We start from the raw sequence: 20382 nt of genomic DNA on the forward strand, positions 1-20382 counted from the left end.
CCACCCTGGGAATGGTTCCGGATCGGTGTGTCATTTCAACGAAACGGGAGGAATGGACCATGAAACCGACGGAAACAGAAGGAACAAAAGAAACAGGAGTGAAATTAGCAGATGTAGGGTTGACGGGAATAAGAGAAGTAGAGGGGGAGAAGGACCACGCGGAGCAAGCTAGTGGGATAAAGCCCTTTCCGGGGAGCCGTAAGGTGTATATTCAAGGTTCTCGGCCGGACATTGCCGTGCCAGAGCGAGAAATTACGCTGCACCCCACACATACGCCGGAGGGCATGGAGCATCATGAGCCGTTGCGTGTGTACGATACGAGCGGTCCGATGACGGACGAAGCCTATCAGGTGGATATCCATCAGGGCTTGCCACCATTACGACGAGCTTGGGCACTGGAACGGGGGGACGTGGAGGCTTACGAGGGCCGCGCCGTTAAGCCGGAGGATAATGGGCTGAAGCCCGGCTCCAAACGGGAGACAGTGGAATTTCCCGGCGTGACCAACCGTCCGCTTCGAGCTGTGCAAGGACGCACCGTGACGCAAATGCATTATGCTCGGCAAGGGATCATTACGCCCGAAATGGAATTTGCGGCGATCCGTGAAGGAGTAGAGCCCGAGTTTGTACGGCAGGAGTTGGCGGCTGGACGAGCGATTTTACCTTCTAATATCAATCACCCGGAAAGCGAGCCCATGGTTATTGGGCGCCATTTTCACGTGAAGATCAATGCAAACATTGGGAATTCCGCGGTTTCGTCCTCCATTGAGGAAGAAGTGGAGAAGATGACCTGGGCTGTACGCTGGGGATCAGACACCGTCATGGACCTGTCCACAGGCCGTAATATTCATACGACGCGCGAATGGATCATCAGGAATTCGCCTGTACCGATTGGAACGGTGCCGCTATATCAGGCACTAGAAAAGGTGAACGGCGAAGCTGAGAAGCTGACGTGGGAACTGTATCGAGACACGCTGATTGAGCAGGCGGAGCAGGGAGTGGACTATTTTACAATCCATGCGGGTGTATTGCTGCGATATATACCGATGACGGCGAATAGAATGACGGGAATTGTATCCCGGGGCGGGTCGATCATGGCAGCCTGGTGCCTTGCACACCATCAGGAGAATTTTTTGTATACGCATTTTGAAGAAATCTGTGAAATTATGAAAGCCTACGATGTGGCCTTTTCTCTCGGGGATGGTCTGCGTCCAGGGAGTATCTATGATGCGAATGATGAAGCACAATTTGCGGAGCTGGAAACGTTGGGCGAGCTAACGCAAATCGCATGGAAGCATGATGTCCAAGTCATGATTGAAGGGCCAGGACATGTCCCTATGCACAAAATCAAGGAGAATGTGGATTTACAAATGGAGATTTGTAAGGAAGCTCCCTTTTATACTTTAGGGCCGCTGACGACGGATATCGCGCCAGGATATGATCATATTACCTCAGCTATCGGGGCGGCCATGATCGGTTGGTTCGGGACATCCATGCTGTGCTACGTTACGCCGAAAGAGCATTTGGGTCTGCCGAACAAGGATGATGTCCGCGAGGGAGTTATTACCTACAAAATTGCCGCACATGCCGCCGATCTGGCGAAAGGCCATCCACGGGCACAGCAGCGGGACGATGCTTTATCCAAGGCGCGTTTTGAATTCCGCTGGCGCGATCAGTTCAATCTTTCGCTTGACCCTGAGCGGGCCTTGTCCTACCATGATGAAACGCTACCGGCAGAGGGGGCCAAGGAAGCCCACTTTTGCTCGATGTGCGGTCCCAAGTTTTGCAGCATGCGTATCACGCAGGACATTCGTGCCTATGCGGCCGATAAGGGACTGAATGCCGAGGAAGCCGTCGCCGCCGGGATGCGAGAGAAGGCAGAGCAGTATCGGGAAGCTGGGCAGTAAAAATCGGTAGCGATACGAAAGTCAATCAACTGGGAAGCCTCAACGAAAAGTACAGTTAAGCTCGTCAGAGGTTGATTTCCATGAACGTATGAGCTAAGGTTTAGAAACGCGTGAGTAACAAAAAGCCGTGGTTCTCTACAGTCGATGTAGAAACCACGGCTTTTCAGCTTATGTAAAGCGGGATTATGCTACCGGATTAACGGCGACTTATTTTTTACCCATTTTTTCATTCAAAATGTCCTGAAAGCTGAGCTTCTTCTCCGAGCTATCTTCTTTCTTCTGCATACTCACCGGGTTGGCACGTTGGTATTGGTGGTGAAAAGGCATCAGGGTGTGGACAGTTAAGTTCATGGTATTCATGTGGTCATTCCTCCAATTCCATTTTGTCAAATTCAGATTGAGTTGCTTAGGACGTCTGTATAGGACTATTTGTATGTACTTGATGTCGTAATGCCGTGTAGGTTGCTTGGTAATGTTTCAATCATTATACCCGCATTTATCCAAAGTAAAACGCTTTTGACATAAAACAGGAATATGGTCGTATGTGTCCAAATTGTGTATTAGGAGGATGGTCATTTTAGGGGAAAATGTGCCTAGGGCCTAAACAAGGGCTAGAGGCCCGTTTTCCTGGTTTAGTAGTCGGGATTGTGTTTTTTTGTCGAATAACCTTGTATTAGCGGAATTCTGCAGAATTCTAAGGTTGGACTAAGGCAGTCTGGTGGCGAATTAAAGTGTCAAAGTTGTATTGACTTTATGTTGGGTAGTAGATACCATGAACTGGTTGTCAGCGTATTTTGGTAAGAAGAGTCAGCCAATCCATCTGGCAATTCATCCGTTGAAATGTTAGAGAAAGGATTAGAACATATATGAAAAAAAGCATGGCAGATATCGTATTTATTATTGTAGGTGCGTTTTTATTCGCGCTGGCTGTTAATCTGTATGTGATCCCGAATGAGTTTGGCGAGGGGGGCGTTACCGGGGTCACGATCATCCTGTACTACCTGTTTCAGTGGTCTCCCTCGATCGTCAATCTGGTGATTAATGGCTTGCTGCTGATTGTTGGATATAAATTTTTGGACAAGAGAACGACCCTGTACACTATAATTGCGGTCGCTTTTAACTCGTTGTTTTTACATTTAACGGTCAACTGGCGGATTGATTCGCATGAGCCGACGATTAATGCCATATTTGCCGGAGTGATGATAGGAGTTGGAATTGGCTTAATTGTACGGGTCGGTGGTACAACGGCAGGAACAGTTATTTTAGCCCGGATTGCCAACAAGTATCTGGACTGGAATATCAGCTATGCCTTGCTGTTTTTTGATCTAATCGTTGCTTTCTCTTCCTATTTTATTATTGGTCCAGAGAAATTAATGCTGACTATCGTTATTTTGTACGTCGGTACGAAGGTGATGGACTTCATGATTGAAGGATTGAATCCGAAAAAAGCGGTCATGATCATTTCGGAGCATCAAGATAAAATTGCCGAGATGGTCATTACACAAATGGATCGTGGAGTCACCGTCCTGTCAGGCCACGGATATTACACCAAAAATCCAAAAGAAGTTTTATATATCGTCATTAGCAAACAAGAGGTGTCAGCGCTTAAAAAGATTGTGAAAGCTATCGATACAGCTGCATTTATCACCATTCATGATGTGCGGGACGTGTTCGGAGAGGGCTTTTTGGATATTTCGAAGTAGTTTGGCATGCAAAGGTAGGATATAAGAGAACGTGGCTAGAGCCGGTCCTGAGAGGATCGGCTTTTTTGCATTTAGTAGTGAGAATGTCTTTTGCTAACCGCATAATTTCTCTTTTACTTAGCCATGGATATAAAAATATAGATTGCTGATATGTGTATAATATGAATTGAATCAGCTCTAAAAGGAGAACTTCCATGCGAAATAGATTAAATATTTTTAATGTGTTGTCCTTTCTTGTGTCCGCTTTGCCTTTCGTCATCTACCTTTTCATGTATTCGACAATGCCCAGAAATGTAGCAATCCACTACGGTTTTAATGGGGTGGCTGACCGTTTTGTTGACAAATCCTCTCCTGAGGTATGGTTGTTATGTGGACTTAGCCTCATATCATTTATGATTATGCTTTTGCTTCAGCCTGTTCTCAGACGTCGATTCAAGAGCGAAGAAGGCTCTGAAATGTTGAAAAGCCTGCCTGGTCTCATTACAGTTCTTATATCTGTTGTATTCTCGACCATAGGCATGTGTTTTCTTCTGAATGCTTCGGGCATGTAAAAAATCCCCTCTCCATTGCAGTTTACACCGCATTTGGGAGGGGATTTTCATTATTCACTCGATCATTACGCTTGAATCATTTGACGCAGTACGGTTTGCAAGATACCACCGTTGTGGTAGTAGTCGATGTCGACGGTGCTGTCCAGACGGGCAGTGACCGGGAATTCGAACTTGGTGCCATCCTCGCGTTTGGCTACAACCGTAAGTTCTTGACCTGGTTTCACGTCATTGTCAATGCCGAGGATGTCGAAGGTTTCGCGACCGTTGAGACCCAGGCTGGACCAGCCATAGCCTTCCTGGAATTGCAGCGGCAGTACACCCATACCGACCAGGTTACTGCGGTGAATCCGCTCGAAGCTTTCTGCAATGACGGCTTTAACACCTAACAACAGCGTACCTTTGGCTGCCCAGTCACGAGAGCTGCCTGTGCCGTATTCCTTGCCGGCGATGACGATCAGGTTCTGATCGGCTGCCTGATATTTCATGGATGCATCATAGATGGACATTTCCTCATCCGTTGGCAAGTACTTGGTCACACCGCCTTCGGTGCCTGGAGCTACATTGTTGCGGATACGGATGTTGGCGAATGTACCGCGCATCATGACTTCATGATTACCGCGACGGGAGCCGTAGGAGTTGAAGTCCTTGCGTTCCACGCCATGCTCCTTCAAGTACAGTCCTGCCGGGCTGGAAGGGGCGATGTTGCCTGCTGGTGAAATGTGGTCCGTCGTGACCGAATCATTCAGCAAGGCAAGTACACGGGCATTACGGATTTCCTTGATATCCTGCACACCATCCTGAAGCCCTTCAAAGAATGGCGGATTTTGAATATAAGTTGAGTTTTCATCCCATTCATACAATTCGCCTTCAGGAACCGGAATGGAATTCCATTTTTCGTTGGCCGTAAATACATTTTCGTATTTGCGACGGAACATATCCGGGCTCAGAGACAGGCTAATCGCTTCCTTGATTTCTTCGGAAGTAGGCCAGATATCTTTCAGGTAGACAGGCTGATTGTCCTGATCGTAACCAAGTGGTTCGTTCACCAAATCAATATTAACGGTGCCGGCGAGAGCATAAGCGACTACCAGTGGCGGTGAGCCGAGATAGTTGGCTTTGACTTGCGCATGCACCCGTCCTTCAAAGTTCCGGTTACCGGAAATAACTGCGCCAACGGTCAGATCATTGTCTGTAATGGCCTGACTCACTTCGTCAGGAAGGGGTCCGGAGTTACCGATACAGGTCGCGCAGCCATAGCCTGCCACATGGAAGCCGAGGGCTTCGAGCGGTTCGATCAGCCCGGCTTTTTGCAGGTATTCCGTTACGACAAGCGAGCCTGGTGTCAAGCTTGTTTTAACATAGCCTGGCTTTTTGAGCCCGCGTTGTACTGCCTTTTTGGCGAGCAAGCCCGCGCCTAGCATTACGCTTGGGTTGGAGGTGTTTGTGCAGCTTGTAATCGCTGCAATCACGACTGAGCCAGTACCCAGCTCGCTGGTGGAGCCGTCCGGATGGGTCAGTGGAACCTTCTGTGCGATCTTTTCATCGCTCAGTCCATAGCCGCCTTTGTCTACCGGGGTACGGATAATGCCTTCGAAGGTTTCTTTCATGCGGCTTAGCTCAACACGGTCCTGCGGACGTTTGGGTCCTGCGAGACTCGGTACAACCGAAGCCAGATCCAGCTCAAGCGTATCGCTGAACACAGGGTCTGGGGTATCGGATGTGCGGAACATGCCTTGAGCTTTGTAATATTCCTCTACGAGGCTGACTTGCTCATCGGAACGTCCAGTGCTGCGCAGGTAAGCCAGTGTTTCGGCATCAACCGGGAAAAAGCCGATCGTTGCGCCGTATTCGGGTGCCATGTTGGCCACGGTCGCACGGTCAGCCAAGCTAATGTTGGCCAGACCTGGGCCGTAAAATTCTACGAATTTGCCGACCACGCCTTTTTTACGCAGCATTTGCGTGACTGTCAGCGCAAGGTCGGTAGCGGTAGCTCCTTCCGACAGGCTACCTGTCAGCTTGAAGCCGATCACATCGGGAGTGACAAAATACAGCGGCTGCCCCAGCATACCCGCCTCAGCCTCGATCCCGCCGACACCCCAGCCTACGACACCGAGCCCGTTAATCATCGTTGTATGGGAATCCGTTCCCACGAGGGAATCCGGGAAGACAACAGTTTCACCGTCGATGGTTTTGGTGGCGGCCACGGAAGCGAGATACTCTAGGTTAACCTGATGGACGATACCGGTGGACGGCGGCACCGCACGGAAGTTATTGAATGCCGTTTGCGCCCAGCGCAGAAAACGATACCGTTCTTCGTTGCGTTCAAATTCTACATTAATATTGTAGTCCAGCGCGTCACTGGTACCGAAAGCATCAACCATGACCGAGTGGTCGATTACGAGATCGACGGGAACGAGCGGGTTGATTTGTTTCGGATCGCCGCCCGCTTTTTTCACCGTATCACGCATAGCTGCCAAATCGACAACCACCGGGACGCCAGTAAAATCCTGAAGCACGATACGTGCAGGAATGAACGGGATTTCCTTGTTGGTGTCACGATCCTCAGCCCAGCCGGTCAGCTGCTGCACATGTTCCTCAGTAATAGCGCGTCCGTCAAATTGACGAACCGCAGCTTCCAGCAACACTTTAATGGAGAAAGGCAGCTTGGCAACACCGCTTTTTCCTTGTTCCTCCAGTGCCTTAAGACTGTAGTAGCGATAAGGCTTCCCGTTAACTTCCAAACTACGGGCAATGGAGAATTGATCTTTTCCTGACATAAGTATTACCTCCTTGAAGTGGATGCTTGCGGGAAAATAGGGATGTCTTTTTTCGACGTCTTGCACATTTGGTTTTAATTGGTTGCGTTCTCAATTTCATCTTCAATGGTGCATCGTAAGTTAAGAGGTTGAGATGAATGTAATTTGTTTCATTAGATGAAACATGATTTCAAAATGATTGCTTTTGGATTAAGTATACCGTTTTCAGACGGTTCCGTAAAGTTTTTTTGACCTAAATTATGCGTGTCAGACTGGAAAATAAAACGTTCGGTTTCCTCGTGTTTCGATGTTCATACCAAGCTTTAGAGATTCATACTTATAGATAGAGAGCATATCAGACCAGAGAGGAAAGAATGAAAGTTATATATCAGCGTGGTTATCCCCGAATAAGGATAGCGAGACGAAAAATGGAGGGATAGGGATGGGGGAGCGGGAATGGAAACAGGCCCTTTTTGCTTACGTGAATCAGTACAATCGCAGTGAGGTAAATGGTGTACCACAGCCGGATGAGTACCTGGAGGTGGGCCAGCGAATGGAGCGAGCAGCACGTGCGGCCAGATTGGAGCAGTGGTACAACGAACGGGACGCTGTTCCCCTGCGCAGCGAGACACGCGCCAAGCCGCTACGAATAGTGCAGGATACCTTGGATGAGGCAGTGGTCGATGTACAACTGCATGTTCGACTCTTTTATGAGAAGGGCGGGATGACTCACCGGGAGGATCGGATTGAACGGGAGCGCCTGACGTTTACACGCGAGGGTGAAGCTTGGCAGGTGACGAGAATCGAACGCGATCCGGCAGAAAGAAAGCCGGCGGGAGGAGAGGTTCCTTTTGAACAAGCGTCGTTTAATCAGGGAGGAAGTCTGCCGCTGCTGAATCGTGGTGTGCTGGGCTTTGGTTCATCAGCACGCCCCAGCCGATATCGCCGTGAAGAAGCAGCGGCCTATGCAGATCAGTGGTGGGATAGCTTTAACCCGGAGTTTGAGGCGTTTGATGTGGATTGCACCAATTATATCTCGCAGTGCCTCTTTGCAGGTGGCGCACCGATCCACTATACTGGTAAAAGAGAATCGGGCTGGTGGTATAAAGGGCGGGTCGCCGGACGTGAGCTGTGGAGCTATAGCTGGGCGGTTTCCAACAGTCTGGAGCGATATTTGGGCTCCAGCTCCTGGGGGTTGACCGCAGAGCAGGTGAGTCGACCGGAGCAGCTCATGCTGGGGGACGTCATTTTTTATGATTGGGATGGTGACGGAACTTTCCAGCACAGCACGGTGGTAACGGCCTTTGATGCTGGCGGCATGCCGCTAGTCAATGCACATACGGTAAGCTCCAGACATCGTTATTGGGACTATAAAAATTCGTATGCGTGGACGGACAATACGGTATATCGCTTTTATCACATCGCCGACTATTTTTAAATGAGATGATGGATAGCAGGTACAGTGAAGCAAATCAGGCACAATGACGAAAGCAGGAAAGCGGAGGATAGGCATGGCAAATCAAAAATTGACCGTAGGGTTGGTGTACGGTGGTAAATCAGGCGAACATGAGGTATCGCTGCAAACGGCGTATGCGGTAATGAACGCTTTTAATTATGAGAAATACGAGATTATTCCTTTTTATATTACGAAGGCTGGCGATTGGCGTAGAGGGGCGCTGTTAAGTACGCCTCTGACTACAGTAGAGCAATTGAAGCTGGAGCACGCTGAGGGCGGTACCAAGGCGGCATTAGATACATTGTTCGGCAAGCTGTACGGGGAGCAGACGCTGGATGTACTGTTTCCGCTACTGCACGGCACCTTTGGTGAGGACGGAACGATTCAGGGTCTGTTCGAAATGGCGGATATGCCCTATGTCGGGGCAGGCGTGCTGGCTTCGGCAGCAGGTATGGATAAAGGCGTCATGAAGAAGCTGTTTGAACATGCAGGGTTGCCGCAAGTGAAATACTGCTATTTTAATAGTACACAGTGGGCACAAACCGGTCATGACTTGGTGCGTAACATAGAAACTGAGTTAGGTTATCCTTGCTTTGTCAAACCAGCCAATCTGGGCTCAAGCGTAGGTATTTCCAAAGCTAGTAACCGGGAAGAACTGGAAAAGGCTGTAAATCTGGCTCTGCAATTTGACCTGAAGGTGATTGTAGAGGAGTACGTCGATGCCCGTGAGATTGAGGTCAGCGTACTTGGGAATGACGAGCCGATTGCCTCGGTACCAGGTGAAATTGTGTCGTCGAGTGATTACTACGACTATGCTGCCAAATATACCGATGGTCAATCGGAAATGCTCATTCCGGCACCACTGGACGAGGAAGTGGCAGATCGTATCCGTGAAGCCGCATTGCAAGCTTTCCGCGCTCTGGAAGGTTGCGGGATTTCCCGTGCAGATTTCTTCGTCAGACGCTCAGATGGACATATCCTTATTAATGAAGTGAATACGATGCCTGGCTTTACACCGTTCAGTATGTATCCATTATTGTGGAGAGAAACCGGCGTATCCTATGCAAGTCTACTGGATCGCATGATTGCTCTTGCATTGGAGCGATATGAACGCAGGTCGGCACTGCACTATGAGAACTCATAAACGAAAAACGAAGGGGAGCTGATCACTCTCCTTTTTGTTCATATATATTGATGTACTTGAGCATTTAACTAAACCCTTAAATATGAAAGGTGGCGGCTACATGGGCTTTCAAACTGAATTTAATTCGGTGTGCAAATTCAAGAGCGAACAAGAACTTTATGAACTGCTGGAATATGGACGTGGCAAAATGGTTAAATCCGGACTGCGCGTTTTTCCGACAGGACAGAAGGTCATCGCTTATAGCGTGGACAACGTGGCAGTAGCCATCGTTCAGATTGTGGGCTGTATCGCCGAAATCAATTTCCAAGGTGACGAAGTGACCGAGGTAGAAATGACTCTCATTCGTAAGCTGAATGAAGAGGAGTCAAGAATTCAGACCGCGTTGGCAGATGAAATGTTTTTTGGAGCACAGCAGCAATCCTAGCTGTTTGTTTCTTTCAGTTTTGTGCAAAACACCGAATCAGCAGATGCTTTTCCGGGTATGATCAGTAGAAAAGGGGTTTAGGTCACATAATGAAAGCGGCCTTGCCATCTACTGCGAACTGCTGAAAGGAAGGACATCTATGATCGTAAGGTTCGGTTATGTTGCCATGTCAGTCACCGTGCAAAATGCATCCCCTTCTAAAACCATGACTATGGCCAGCTTTAACAAGATCGGAGACCGAGAAGCCGCGATCCGCAAGCTAGAACGAATTGCAGCCGAAAATCTCCACAATACATTGAGGCTGTTGCGTCATAATCGTGCGAGTGATATTCAGGTCTATCGTTTCTCATCCAAGCTGATTCCGCTCGCGACCCATCAGGATCTGCGGGACTGGGACCCATTTCAGGCGCTTGCCACTGATTTTGCAGAGGTGGGGGACTATGTCAAGGCGAATAAGATGAGGGTATCGTTTCACCCCGATCATTTTACAGTGCTCAGCACTCCCCGTCCTGAAGTGCTGCAGAGCTCCATTAATGATCTGAAGTACCACGTGGCGATGCTGGAGGCCATGGGACTTAGTGCCGAAGCCAAGAACAACATTCACATTGGTGGTGCATACGGAGATAAGGTGACCTCTGGTCAGCGTTTTGTAGAACAAGTGAATGCCCTGGATCTTTCATTAAGAGAACGGTTAACATTGGAAAATGATGATAAAACGTTCAATGCGGTGGAAACACTGGAAGCTTGCAAAATAACGGGCTTGCCGATGGTTCTCGATATTCATCATCAATGGGTCAATAACGAGGGTGAGAAGCCGTGGGAGCTATGGCCGGACATATTGGATACCTGGAAAGGGGAATTGGCCCAAGCCGGATCTTCTACTGATCATCCATTGCCGCCCAAAATCCATGCCTCCAGTCCCAAAAGTGAAAAAGACCCTCGTGGTCATGCAGACGGTGTTCTGGTGGAGCCGTTACTGACCTTTCTGCGTAATATTGCTGGATATACGGATCGGATTGATGTCATGCTTGAAGCCAAACTTAAGGATGAAGCGTTGTTCGGATTAATGAATGAACTGCGTCTTCAGGAAGATAACGGGGTCAAAGTGTTGAATGGGGCTTCCATAGATATTACGCCTTAGAAAGTAGTATTTTGCGGATAAAGCTTCCATATGGAGAAACTTTATGAAGCTTATTGTGTATACTAGAATGTGTAAACTAGCAAACTTGTACTGAAACAGAGATGGTTAAGAGACTGCCTGTAGGGCAGATTCGTAAACCACGTAACAATGATATAGAAAGTAGAGTGAACACGTTGAACGAACATGAAAACGAAAAGGTTCCCTATATCGTATCAGGAAAAAGCTATACAGCCGTGGCTATTAATGCGGCATCCAAAGCCGGGGAATGGATTAAAAGCAGACTGGGCACTGTTGAACAATTGAATACCAAGCAATCTTCGACCGATTTAGTAACCGAGGTAGATAAAGGTGCAGAACAGATGATTCGCAGACTCATTCTCACCCATTTTCCCGATCATGCCATTTTAGGTGAAGAAGGGGTAGAGCCGGGAGCTGAAGCTTCAGCCCGAGCATTAGAGGCTGCCCGTGAAGAGGAATATTTATGGATTATTGATCCGGTAGACGGCACTACCAATTTCGTGCACAGTCTGCCGTACTACAGTGTGTCTATTGCCTTGGCTCATCGTGGCGAGGTGATTGTCGGGGTAATTTATGATCCGTCCCGTGATGAAATGTTTGTAGCGGAAAAGGGAAAAGGCGCATACGTCCACGGTAATCGCATGGAAGTATCGAAAGAAGAAACGTTGGGAGATAGTCTGGTGTGCATCGGTTTCCCGCCGGATCGTACGTATGCACAACCGTTGAATATGAAAATTACGCAGGTCCTTACACCACAGGTACGCGGTATTCGGGCGCTCGGATCGGCAGCATTGCATCTGGCTTATGTGGCGTCGGGACGTTTGTCTGCTTATTGCGAAATCGGTTTGAATGCCTGGGATGTGGCCGCGGGTGCTTTGCTGGTACAGGAATCAGGCGGCATCATTACGGACACATTGGGCCAACCTTATGACCTGAGTGTACGGCATATTGTAGCTACGAATACAGCTATTCATTCTCAACTTATTCAAGTCCTGAAAGAAGCAGACGCAACCGGGTTATAATACAACGTACACCATTATCCTGAAGGAGGAAATCGCGATGAGCCAATCCGAAGAATTGGAACGCCAGCTCAGTGAACTGCTGACGGAAGGCGAAATTCGTGAGAATGAGACCAAAAAACGGGAACGACTCAGCCCCAAATATGAGGTGCGGGTTCAGACTCAAATGGACCCTATTGTCGAGGAGACGCGTAAATACCGGAGTATGGCACGTGAAGTTGATGACCGATATGACGAATATATGAGCAAGGCGGACAAATCGAAAGCAACCGATCAACGCTAAGCAAACCCAAATACCTCTTGCCGAATGACCAAGGCATGGGGTATTTTGTATAATATATAGAGTTTTCTCCATTTTGGGCTGAACCAGGCAGGACGAGCGAAGGGGGCGACATGTACTGATTACCTACTTTAAGAGCGCTTACAAAAATGCCGGAATCCATCATAAGATGGTACTGCTGATTACGGTGCTCATGCTGGTTAATTTTGCAGTTGTTGCAGTCATACTTAAGTACGTATTTCATATTTATGATAATCAAATGTACAAAAAGACATCCGAAGTGCTCAATATTTCTTCAATCGGCATTGAAAATGAGCTAAAGGATGTTGAGAAAGTTACTTTTAAGGTAACAACGGACGAGCAGCTTCAGCGTTATTTGCTGCAATTGGAGAAGGAAACGTCACCTTATGTCAAAATGGTACTGCGTAAAAAAATAACGAATAGACTTGTCGCCTTCGCCGGCTCCGAAACCTATGTCTATTCTATGATGGTGATCGACAAAGAGGGACAGGTCATGAGTGCGGGCAACCGTGAAGGTATCCCCCAAGAGCTTCGATCCACCCTGTCGGAGTTGGCAGACGAATATGACGGCTCCAATGCATGGTATGTGGCAGGACATTCCTCCTTGCTGGCAGCGCGGCAATTCAAATCCTTTACCGATTCCAATTTTACGCTGAATGGGCTCGGAACGCTTGCGATTCGTGTGCGAATTGACCGGATTGTAGCGGATCGTGTGCAGACCTCAGGTCGTGACGGACAGTTGATGATTACCGACGGAAGACGAATGATTTATCCCGAAGCACCGCTTTTGAGTGAGAGCGATATTCAGGCAGAGCTTGGGCGGAAGCAGCTTTACGGGATTGCGACCTATACAGGCGGGACCTTTTTTGCTGCTCAGATCAAATCCTCTTACACGGGCTGGACGTATTTACATATGACTCCCTTTGATGATATGTTTCGCAGTATTACGATAATCAAAGAAATTGTAAGCGCTATTTTTGTCATTATGCTGCTTATTGCACTGGCGCTGGGTGCTAGGCTGTCAGGCAGCATTACCCAACCAATCGTTCAGTTGATCCAGAACATGCGTAAAATAGAAAAAGGTGATCTCGACCGTCTGGAAGAGGAAGCGCTTGGGGCGGTCCCCCTTTCCACACAGGATGAGGTCGGCCTCTTGCATCGGACGTATAAGAAGATGATCCGCCGTATCCGCGAGCTTATTAATGAGAATGTTGCCAAGCAGCTATTGCTGCGGGAAACAGAGCTAAAGGCGCTTCAAGCACAGATTAATCCACATTTTCTATACAATACATTAGAGTCTGTGAACTGGCTCGCCAAGGCCAACAAGCAGGATCGGATTTCAGAAATGGTGGAAGCCCTCGCTTTTCTACTACGCAGCACGGTCAGTTTTGAAGAGCAGCTGATTCCCCTTCAAAAAGAGCTGGATATCGTGAGGAGCTACGTAACGATCCAAAAAACACGTTTTGATGAGCGCCTCGTTTTCCAGCTCGATGTCCCGGAAGAATTGATGGACGCGCAAATTCCGAAGCTAACGCTTCAGCCCTTGGTGGAGAATGCGATCCATTATGCGTTGGAGCCGCGTATTGAACCGTGTCGGATCACGATTGTAGTCCGAGAAAGCGAGGGGGCGCTGTTCCTGCGGGTTGAAGATGACGGACCTGGAATGACCCCGGATTTCTTGGAAAAGCTGCGTAGCGGACAGATCACAACCCGTGGGCGGGGTATTGGACTTGCGAATATTCAGGAACGGATTAACCTGACATTTGGTACACCTTGGGGAATAGAGCTGCATAGCGAGTCAGGAGCAGGAACGTCAATTCATGTCTGTATTCCATATGTGAAAGGGGATCAGGGTCGTGTACAAGGTGCTACTGGTTGATGATGAGCGTATGATTCTGGAAGGTATATCACAGGTGGTCGATTGGGGCAAAGCAGGAACACAACTGGTAGGTACGGCGCGTAATGGGATTGAGGCATATGATCAGATCCAGGCGAGCCCGCCTGATTTTGTGATCAGCGATATTTCTATGCCAGGACTGGACGGTATCGGACTCGTTGCCAAAACGACAGAGCATTTTCCAGACGTTCGTTTTATTCTGTTATCTGGTTACAAAGATTTTGACTATGCCTGTCGGGCCATGCAATACGGGGTGAAGCATTACTTGTTGAAGCCCTGCAATGAGCGGCAAATTCATGAGGCTCTGACCGAGCTGGGACAGGAGCGAGAGGAACAGGAGGAACGCAAGCAGTTTGTGAACCGGATGAAGCTTGATTTTCAGCGTATGCTACCGCATGTGAAGGAGCATTTTTTGAAGGAGTTTATTTCCTACAAAACTTACGGCAGCCGTGATATCGCTTTTTATGAGCGTTTGTTCGGTCTGGAGTTGCAAGATAAGCAGGTTCGAATGCTGCTGCTACGGGTGGAGGAGTCCCACGAGCCGGAGCATTTGTTTGCTTTGCAAAATATAGCTGGGGATTTAATGGATCATGTCTTGCTCAGTACGACCATGCAAGGGCAACTGCTGATTGTGCTGGAAAGTGGGGATGATGCGTCACAATTTATGAAACAGATTGAAGCGGTACGTGCGACATTTCACCGTTTTTATAAGCTGGAGGTGACCGTTGCGGTTAGCGAGTCGGATAGTATGCAGCATTCGCGGGGGATGTATCGGGAGACATTGCATTGTATGAATCACCGCTTTTACACCGGGGAGGGGAGCCTCATTACGAAGGAAGATTTGGCGGCTGAGGATACCCGGGAGATGGCAGATTTGGAGCTGGATGAGGAGAAGTTTGGTCTGCTGATCAAGGCTGGAAATAGGGAGGAAGTTGTACAGGAAGTGGATCGGCTGTTTGGCATCCTGTCTCGTATGAAGCTGGAAATCTCCGTAACCCGTTCATATGTACTACAGCTATATGCTGCCATGATCCGTATATGTCCTGAAGAAGAACGTGCGGCGTTTACAAGTCGAATGGTCGTGCTGGCAGAGCAAAAAACGCTGGCATGTCTCAAATCTTTTGTACAGGAAGCCGCCGAACGAATGACCGCAATCTATTATAAAAGCAATGTATACCGCCAATCTTCCACGGTGGATAAAATGATCACTATTATTGAGCAAAACTATAGAAAATCCGATCTCTCGCTGAACGGTGTGGCGGGTCAAATGCTCTATATGAATTCTGACTATTTAGGAAAAATTTTCAAAAAAGTGACAGGCGAAAACTTTTCGCACTACGTCAATCGTTACCGGATCGAACGTGCGGCTGAGCATATTCGGGAGACGGGAGACGTAAAGGTGTTTGAGCTGGCGGAATGGTTCGGCTTCGGCGGGAACGCGCAATATTTTAGCCAGGTGTTCAAAAAATGGGCAGGTATGACACCCTCCGAGTACATTAAATCACACGAACGGGGATGAGCAGCTGAGTCCCTCTGTTTTTTAAACCTTTGAAATCTGATTTGTGTATTCCAATGTTTCTCTGCTTTTGGGAAAATAACAACAGGAGCAAATGTAAACGCTATCAAACGAGCGTAAGTACATGGTTACTCGTCATAAGGCTCCTTTCTAGAACAGCGAAAAGGGGAGAGATAGGTGGGCAAAAAGGGATGGTTTCTGGTTATAGCGATGCTGCTCGTGTTGACGACGGCATGTAGTGGAGCGGACGGCGGAGGCAATTCGGGCACAAGTGCAGACGGAAAAGTAAAGTTGCGGATCGCTTGGTGGGGATCGGATACGCGCCACGAATATACGCAGAAGGTCATCGATTTGTATAAGCAAAAAAATCCGAATGTGACGATTGATGTGGAATATGCCTCTTTTGATGACTACTGGAAGAAGCTCGCCCCGCAGGCGGCAGCCAACCAACTGCCGGACATCGTACAAATGGACATTTCGTATATTAGCCAATATGCAAAGAACGGCCAGCTGGAAGATATGGCGCCTTACTTGAATCAGAAAATCCAAGTCGCTGATGTAAACGAAAATGTACTCAAAACCGGGATCATTGCCGGAAAACAATATGGTGTTCCCACAGGTGTCAATGTGCTGGGCTTCCAGTACGATCCGGCATTGCTTAAAAAAGCGGGCATAGACAAAATTCCTGATGACTGGACATGGGATCAATACAAAGAGCTGGCTTTGAAGGCAGCCTCCAATAAAGTTTACTTTGACAGCTCTATGGCTGCGGATATTTTCTTCCACTACTATTTGCGGACACATGGAAAATCTCTCTACAATACGGAAGGAACAGGATTGGGGTATGACGACGATAAGCTGTTTGTTGATTTCTTCGGTGGTTTAGCTGAGCTGATTAAGAAAGGGGCGACACCGACTCCTGAAGTCATGAACCAAACCAAGGGAATTCTTGAGGAATCGGATATCGTAAAAGGAACAGGTATCGGCATTTGGCAGTGGTCCAATCAGTATGTGGGCTTACAACAGGTCGTTAATCGCCCAATGGCGCTTGCTCCGATGTTTGGACCGAATATGGAAAAAGGCGTATATATGCAGCCTACGATGTACTGGGCGGTGGCTTCCCGTTCACAGGTGAAGGATGAGGCCGCAAAGTTTATTGATTTCTGGATGAACGATGTAGAAGCGAACAAATTGATTAAAGGCGAACGGGGCGTACCGATTTCTGCCAAAATTAAGGAAGCTGTAGCACCGGAGTTGAGCGAGGCAACGAAGCAGGTGTTTGAATTTGTGGCTTCCATGGAGCCAAAAGCTTCCCCAATGAGCCCGCCTCCGCCAGTCGGATCACCGGAAGTGATTGCTACTTTGACCGATTACATTGAGCAAGTCAATTTCGGACAGATGACGCCTGAAGACGCAGCGGCCAAATTCCGGGCTGATGCGAATACCATTCTTGCGAATAACAAGCAGTAATAATGCAGGGTTGAAGGATCGATTCGTTAGGTTAACCGTGCGTAGTGCAAAGCATGATTGCGCACGGTTGATTCGGCGAATCCATCGCAGAAGCAACCTTTGTAGGTATCACAGGATAATTCATATAACAACGTAAAATTTATGTTTACACGTACGCAAATTCTTAAAATGCAACAGAAGGGAGGCTTGATGAGCTTGCGAAATCATCAGAGCTTGAAAGCCAATATGACCGGATATGCGTTTATCAGCCCGTTTATTGTGGGCTTTCTGGCATTTACGTTAATTCCAATGTTTATTTCGCTGTATCTGTCCTTTACTAGCTACAATCTGTTCACTCCACCCAAATGGATTGGTCTGGGTAACTTCGAAAAAATGTTCACAGGCGACCCAAAATACTGGAATTCGATCAGGGTCACGTTTACGTATGTATTGGTCGGCGTACCGTTGCGGCTGATTTTCGCCTTGTTTGTGGCTATGATTTTGAATACCAAGTCACGCATGGTTGGCACCTATCGGACGATGTACTATCTGCCTTCTATTATCGGGGGGAGCGTGGCAGTGTCCATCATGTGGCGCAATATTTTCAGTAATGAGGGCATTGTTAACAGCTTGCTTACGGCCTTGGGGGCAACCCCGGTGAAATGGTTTGGTGATCCAGATGCTTCGCTAATGATGCTGATCACCTTGTCTGTGTGGCAATTTGGTTCATCCATGCTTATTTTTCTGGCAGGGCTGAAGAATATTCCGCATGAGATGTACGAGGCATCCAGTGTAGATGGAGCTACGCCAGTACGAAAATTTTTCAGTATTACGCTGCCGCTGCTAAGTCCGATTATTTTATTTAACCTGATTATGCAGACGATCAGTGCGTTTATGACCTTCGTCCCGGCCTATGTTATCTCCAAGGGTGAGGGTGGTCCAATGGATGGAACGATGCTGCATTCACTGTATCTGTTTCGGCAGGCATTTATGTTCAGCAATATGGGATATGCGGCGGCTATGGCCTGGGTCATGCTCATTATGATTGCGATACTGACAGCGATTTTATTTATGACATCCAAATTCTGGGTGTTCTATGAAACGGAAAAGGGGCGCTGATACCAATGGCATGGAAAACGATCAAATGGCCAATTTATCACATTCTGGTTGCTGCACTGGCGCTCCTGATGCTGTATCCCGTGTTCTGGATGCTGTTCAGCTCTTTTAAAGAAAGTCGGACGATATTCGTCACGGCCTCCTCGCTTTTCCCTACAGAATGGATTTGGCAGAACTATGTAACAGGCTGGAAAGGAACAACTGGTTATAATTTCGGCACATATATTCTGAATTCGCTCACGATCGTAGTGATTTCAACGATTGGCGCCGTGCTATCCTCCTCATTGATCGCATTTGGCTTCGCACGCTTGAAATTCAAGGGGCGTAACTTGTGGTTTGCTCTGATGATGGTGACGCTGATGCTGCCGGGGGATGTGGTACTGGTACCGCAATATATCATTTTCACCAAGCTTGGATGGATCAATACGATCCTACCATTGGTGGTGCCATCCTTTTTCGGGATGCCATTCTTCATCTTCCTGATGGTACAGTTCATACGGACGATTCCAGCAGAGTTGGATGAAGCGGCGACGATTGACGGATGCGGCAAGTTCCGGTTGTATTTTCGAATTATTTTACCTTTGCTCAAATCCTCGCTGGCTACAGCGGCAATCTTCTCTTTCTACTGGAAGTGGGAGGATCTGTTAGGTCCGGTGCTGTATCTGAACTCGCCAGAGAAATATACCGTATCGATTGCACTCAAAATGTTTCTCGACAGCGAGTCGGCCTCCAACTGGGGAGGAATGTTCGCGATGTCCATCTTAAGCCTGTTACCTGTTATCGCTGTATTCTTCGCTTTCCAAAAACAAATCGTAGAAGGAATGAGCACGAGTGGCCTGAAGGGCTAAGACCGAGGGGTGAGTAAATATGTGGAAGTTTGATTTTGGTCCGGGGGAGCCTGCGGATGGCTACAAGGCAGTATCCCCGGATTGCATATATACAACTGAACAGGGCTATGGCTTCGAGACTACGGAGCATGTATATGGCCGTCAAAGGCAGAATCCAGCCAAGGATGCACGTACGCGGCTGCGAAGCAGCTTTTGTATTCCACTTAATGCTTCGTTTGTTACAGATGTACCGGACGGAATAGTTCTTGTCACCGTACTGCTTGGCGATCCGCTAGCGGAAACGCTCACGCGGCTTCAGGCTGGTGAGGGCAAGCATATACTGCCCCCGGTACACACGCTGCCAGGTCAGTTCACCGAGGCGATGTTTGCGGTGCCTGTCCGGGGTGGCAAACTGCGCCTCACCGTATCTGGCACTGCACCGCGACTCAATGCGCTGGAGATTGCGCCGGCACCACAGACCCTCCGGCTATTCCTAGCCGGAGATTCCACGGTTACGGACCAAGGGCTGTCCGGCTATCCTTACACAGGCTGGGGTCAAGCTTTGCCGGCCCTGTTCAAGCATGATGTCTGCGTGGATAACCACGCCGTATCGGGGCGAAGCTCCAAAAGTTTCGTGGACGAGGGACGGCTGGACGCTATGTTGGGAGAAATGAAGACAGGAGACTTCCTGTTCATCCAGTTCGGCCATAATGATCAGAAGCCTGATCCGGAACGAGCCACGGACCCTTTTACGACCTACAAGGAGCATCTGCGCCTGTATATCGACGGAGCGAGAAGCAAGGACGGAACCCCCGTGCTGGTTACGCCTGTACATCGTCGCTATTTTAACGAGGACGGTACTCTGTCCGACACACATGGCGACTATATAACGGCGGTTCGCGAGCTGGCGGAAGAAGCGAACGTGCCGCTCATTGATTTGTCTGCCCGCACGCAGGAGTTATATGAAGAGCTGGGCCCCGAAGACAGCAAGGAGCTTTTTATGTGGCTGCTGCCTGGGGAATATATGTACTTTTCCGGCGGCCTAGAGGATAATACACATTTTCATGAGAATGGCGCGGTTCGGATTGCAAATATGGTGACAGCGGCTGTGAAGGAACTGGATTTGCAACCGCTGCGCATGTACTTACGTTGACGTATGA

Annotated in this window: 17 protein-coding genes; 15 read left to right on the plus strand and 2 right to left on the minus strand. The window is 48.5% G+C overall.

Annotation, left to right across the window (positions count from 1 at the left end; all coding sequences use genetic code 11):
• Positions 1 to 59: 59 nt before the first annotated feature.
• On the plus strand, positions 60 to 1904 hold the full coding sequence (thiC, locus tag ACN6NF_RS03870; protein ID WP_474315302.1) for a phosphomethylpyrimidine synthase ThiC: 1845 nt from the start codon (positions 60 to 62) through the stop codon (positions 1902 to 1904).
• Positions 1905 to 2111: 207 nt separating this feature from the next.
• Here the strand turns inward: thiC and ACN6NF_RS03875 are convergent, their stop codons facing one another.
• Positions 2112 to 2264, minus strand: a complete 153-nt coding sequence (locus tag ACN6NF_RS03875) for a hypothetical protein (RefSeq protein WP_474315304.1) — start codon at positions 2262 to 2264, stop codon at positions 2112 to 2114.
• A 506-nt stretch (positions 2265 to 2770) separates the two neighbouring features.
• Between ACN6NF_RS03875 and ACN6NF_RS03880 the strand changes: the two genes are divergently transcribed.
• Positions 2771 to 3607 (plus strand): YitT family protein, encoded by an 837-nt coding sequence (locus ACN6NF_RS03880; protein WP_474315305.1) that lies wholly within the window; start codon positions 2771 to 2773, stop codon positions 3605 to 3607.
• Positions 3608 to 3801: 194 nt separating this feature from the next.
• A complete protein-coding gene (locus ACN6NF_RS03885; RefSeq protein WP_474315306.1) occupies positions 3802 to 4158 on the plus strand; it encodes a DUF1648 domain-containing protein in 357 nt (118 codons plus the stop codon).
• 65 nt (positions 4159 to 4223) lie between these two features.
• On the opposite strand, the gene acnA is transcribed toward ACN6NF_RS03885, so the two are convergent.
• Entirely contained in the window at positions 4224 to 6935 is a 2712-nt protein-coding gene (gene acnA, locus ACN6NF_RS03890; RefSeq protein WP_016819329.1) for an aconitate hydratase AcnA, read from the minus strand.
• A 421-nt stretch (positions 6936 to 7356) separates the two neighbouring features.
• Between acnA and ACN6NF_RS03895 the strand changes: the two genes are divergently transcribed.
• The 12 genes from ACN6NF_RS03895 to ACN6NF_RS03950 all read left to right on the plus strand — a co-directional run bounded on the left by ACN6NF_RS03895 (position 7357) and on the right by ACN6NF_RS03950 (position 20375).
• A complete protein-coding gene (locus ACN6NF_RS03895) occupies positions 7357 to 8352 on the plus strand; it encodes an amidase domain-containing protein (protein ID WP_474315308.1) in 996 nt (331 codons plus the stop codon).
• Positions 8353 to 8425: 73 nt separating this feature from the next.
• The gene (locus ACN6NF_RS03900; RefSeq protein WP_474315309.1) at positions 8426 to 9514 is read left to right on the plus strand and encodes a D-alanine--D-alanine ligase; all 1089 of its coding nucleotides are present in this window, start codon (positions 8426 to 8428) and stop codon (positions 9512 to 9514) included.
• Between the two features lie 100 nt (positions 9515 to 9614).
• Complete coding sequence (locus ACN6NF_RS03905) at positions 9615 to 9938, plus strand: hypothetical protein (protein ID WP_016819326.1); 324 nt, start codon at positions 9615 to 9617, stop codon at positions 9936 to 9938.
• Between the two features lie 139 nt (positions 9939 to 10077).
• Entirely contained in the window at positions 10078 to 11079 is a 1002-nt protein-coding gene (gene uvsE / locus ACN6NF_RS03910) for a UV DNA damage repair endonuclease UvsE (protein ID WP_474315312.1), read from the plus strand.
• Positions 11080 to 11252: 173 nt separating this feature from the next.
• On the plus strand, positions 11253 to 12119 hold the full coding sequence (locus tag ACN6NF_RS03915; RefSeq protein ID WP_474315387.1) for an inositol monophosphatase family protein: 867 nt from the start codon (positions 11253 to 11255) through the stop codon (positions 12117 to 12119).
• Positions 12120 to 12156: 37 nt separating this feature from the next.
• Positions 12157 to 12399 carry a hypothetical protein gene (locus ACN6NF_RS03920; protein WP_474315313.1) on the plus strand — a complete coding sequence of 81 codons (243 nt, stop codon included), beginning with the start codon at positions 12157 to 12159 and terminating at the stop codon, positions 12397 to 12399.
• Between the two features lie 166 nt (positions 12400 to 12565).
• Entirely contained in the window at positions 12566 to 14296 is a 1731-nt protein-coding gene (locus ACN6NF_RS03925) for a sensor histidine kinase (protein WP_474315315.1), read from the plus strand.
• Positions 14274 to 15833 (plus strand): response regulator transcription factor, encoded by a 1560-nt coding sequence (locus ACN6NF_RS03930; protein ID WP_474315318.1) that lies wholly within the window; start codon positions 14274 to 14276, stop codon positions 15831 to 15833. Before ACN6NF_RS03925 ends, ACN6NF_RS03930 begins: the two co-directional genes overlap by 23 nt.
• Before the next feature lie 174 nt (positions 15834 to 16007).
• The gene (locus ACN6NF_RS03935) at positions 16008 to 17300 is read left to right on the plus strand and encodes an ABC transporter substrate-binding protein (protein ID WP_474315320.1); all 1293 of its coding nucleotides are present in this window, start codon (positions 16008 to 16010) and stop codon (positions 17298 to 17300) included.
• A gap of 189 nt (positions 17301 to 17489) precedes the next feature.
• Positions 17490 to 18398 (plus strand): carbohydrate ABC transporter permease, encoded by a 909-nt coding sequence (locus tag ACN6NF_RS03940; protein WP_474315322.1) that lies wholly within the window; start codon positions 17490 to 17492, stop codon positions 18396 to 18398.
• A gap of 5 nt (positions 18399 to 18403) precedes the next feature.
• A complete protein-coding gene (locus ACN6NF_RS03945; RefSeq protein ID WP_474315325.1) occupies positions 18404 to 19243 on the plus strand; it encodes a carbohydrate ABC transporter permease in 840 nt (279 codons plus the stop codon).
• A gap of 19 nt (positions 19244 to 19262) precedes the next feature.
• Positions 19263 to 20375 carry a rhamnogalacturonan acetylesterase gene (locus ACN6NF_RS03950; RefSeq protein WP_474315328.1) on the plus strand — a complete coding sequence of 371 codons (1113 nt, stop codon included), beginning with the start codon at positions 19263 to 19265 and terminating at the stop codon, positions 20373 to 20375.
• Positions 20376 to 20382: the final 7 nt, after the last annotated feature.

It is taken from the genome of Paenibacillus sp. TSM33, assembly GCF_056099025.1.

Bases quoted from the DNA above. Each gene is read 5' to 3' on its own strand.
- thiC (WP_474315302.1), top strand. From the start codon at position 60: ATGAAACCGACGGAAACAGAAGGAACAAAAGAAACAGGAGTGAAATTA.
- ACN6NF_RS03875 (WP_474315304.1), bottom strand. From the start codon at position 2,264: ATGAATACCATGAACTTAACTGTCCACACCCTGATGCCTTTTCACCAC.
- ACN6NF_RS03880 (WP_474315305.1), top strand. From the start codon at position 2,771: ATGAAAAAAAGCATGGCAGATATCGTATTTATTATTGTAGGTGCGTTT.
- ACN6NF_RS03885 (WP_474315306.1), top strand. From the start codon at position 3,802: ATGCGAAATAGATTAAATATTTTTAATGTGTTGTCCTTTCTTGTGTCC.
- acnA (WP_016819329.1), bottom strand. From the start codon at position 6,935: ATGTCAGGAAAAGATCAATTCTCCATTGCCCGTAGTTTGGAAGTTAAC.
- ACN6NF_RS03895 (WP_474315308.1), top strand. From the start codon at position 7,357: ATGGGGGAGCGGGAATGGAAACAGGCCCTTTTTGCTTACGTGAATCAG.
- ACN6NF_RS03900 (WP_474315309.1), top strand. From the start codon at position 8,426: ATGGCAAATCAAAAATTGACCGTAGGGTTGGTGTACGGTGGTAAATCA.
- ACN6NF_RS03905 (WP_016819326.1), top strand. From the start codon at position 9,615: ATGGGCTTTCAAACTGAATTTAATTCGGTGTGCAAATTCAAGAGCGAA.
- uvsE (WP_474315312.1), top strand. From the start codon at position 10,078: ATGATCGTAAGGTTCGGTTATGTTGCCATGTCAGTCACCGTGCAAAAT.
- ACN6NF_RS03920 (WP_474315313.1), top strand. From the start codon at position 12,157: ATGAGCCAATCCGAAGAATTGGAACGCCAGCTCAGTGAACTGCTGACG.
- ACN6NF_RS03925 (WP_474315315.1), top strand. From the start codon at position 12,566: ATGGTACTGCTGATTACGGTGCTCATGCTGGTTAATTTTGCAGTTGTT.
- ACN6NF_RS03940 (WP_474315322.1), top strand. From the start codon at position 17,490: ATGAGCTTGCGAAATCATCAGAGCTTGAAAGCCAATATGACCGGATAT.
- ACN6NF_RS03945 (WP_474315325.1), top strand. From the start codon at position 18,404: ATGGCATGGAAAACGATCAAATGGCCAATTTATCACATTCTGGTTGCT.
- ACN6NF_RS03950 (WP_474315328.1), top strand. From the start codon at position 19,263: ATGTGGAAGTTTGATTTTGGTCCGGGGGAGCCTGCGGATGGCTACAAG.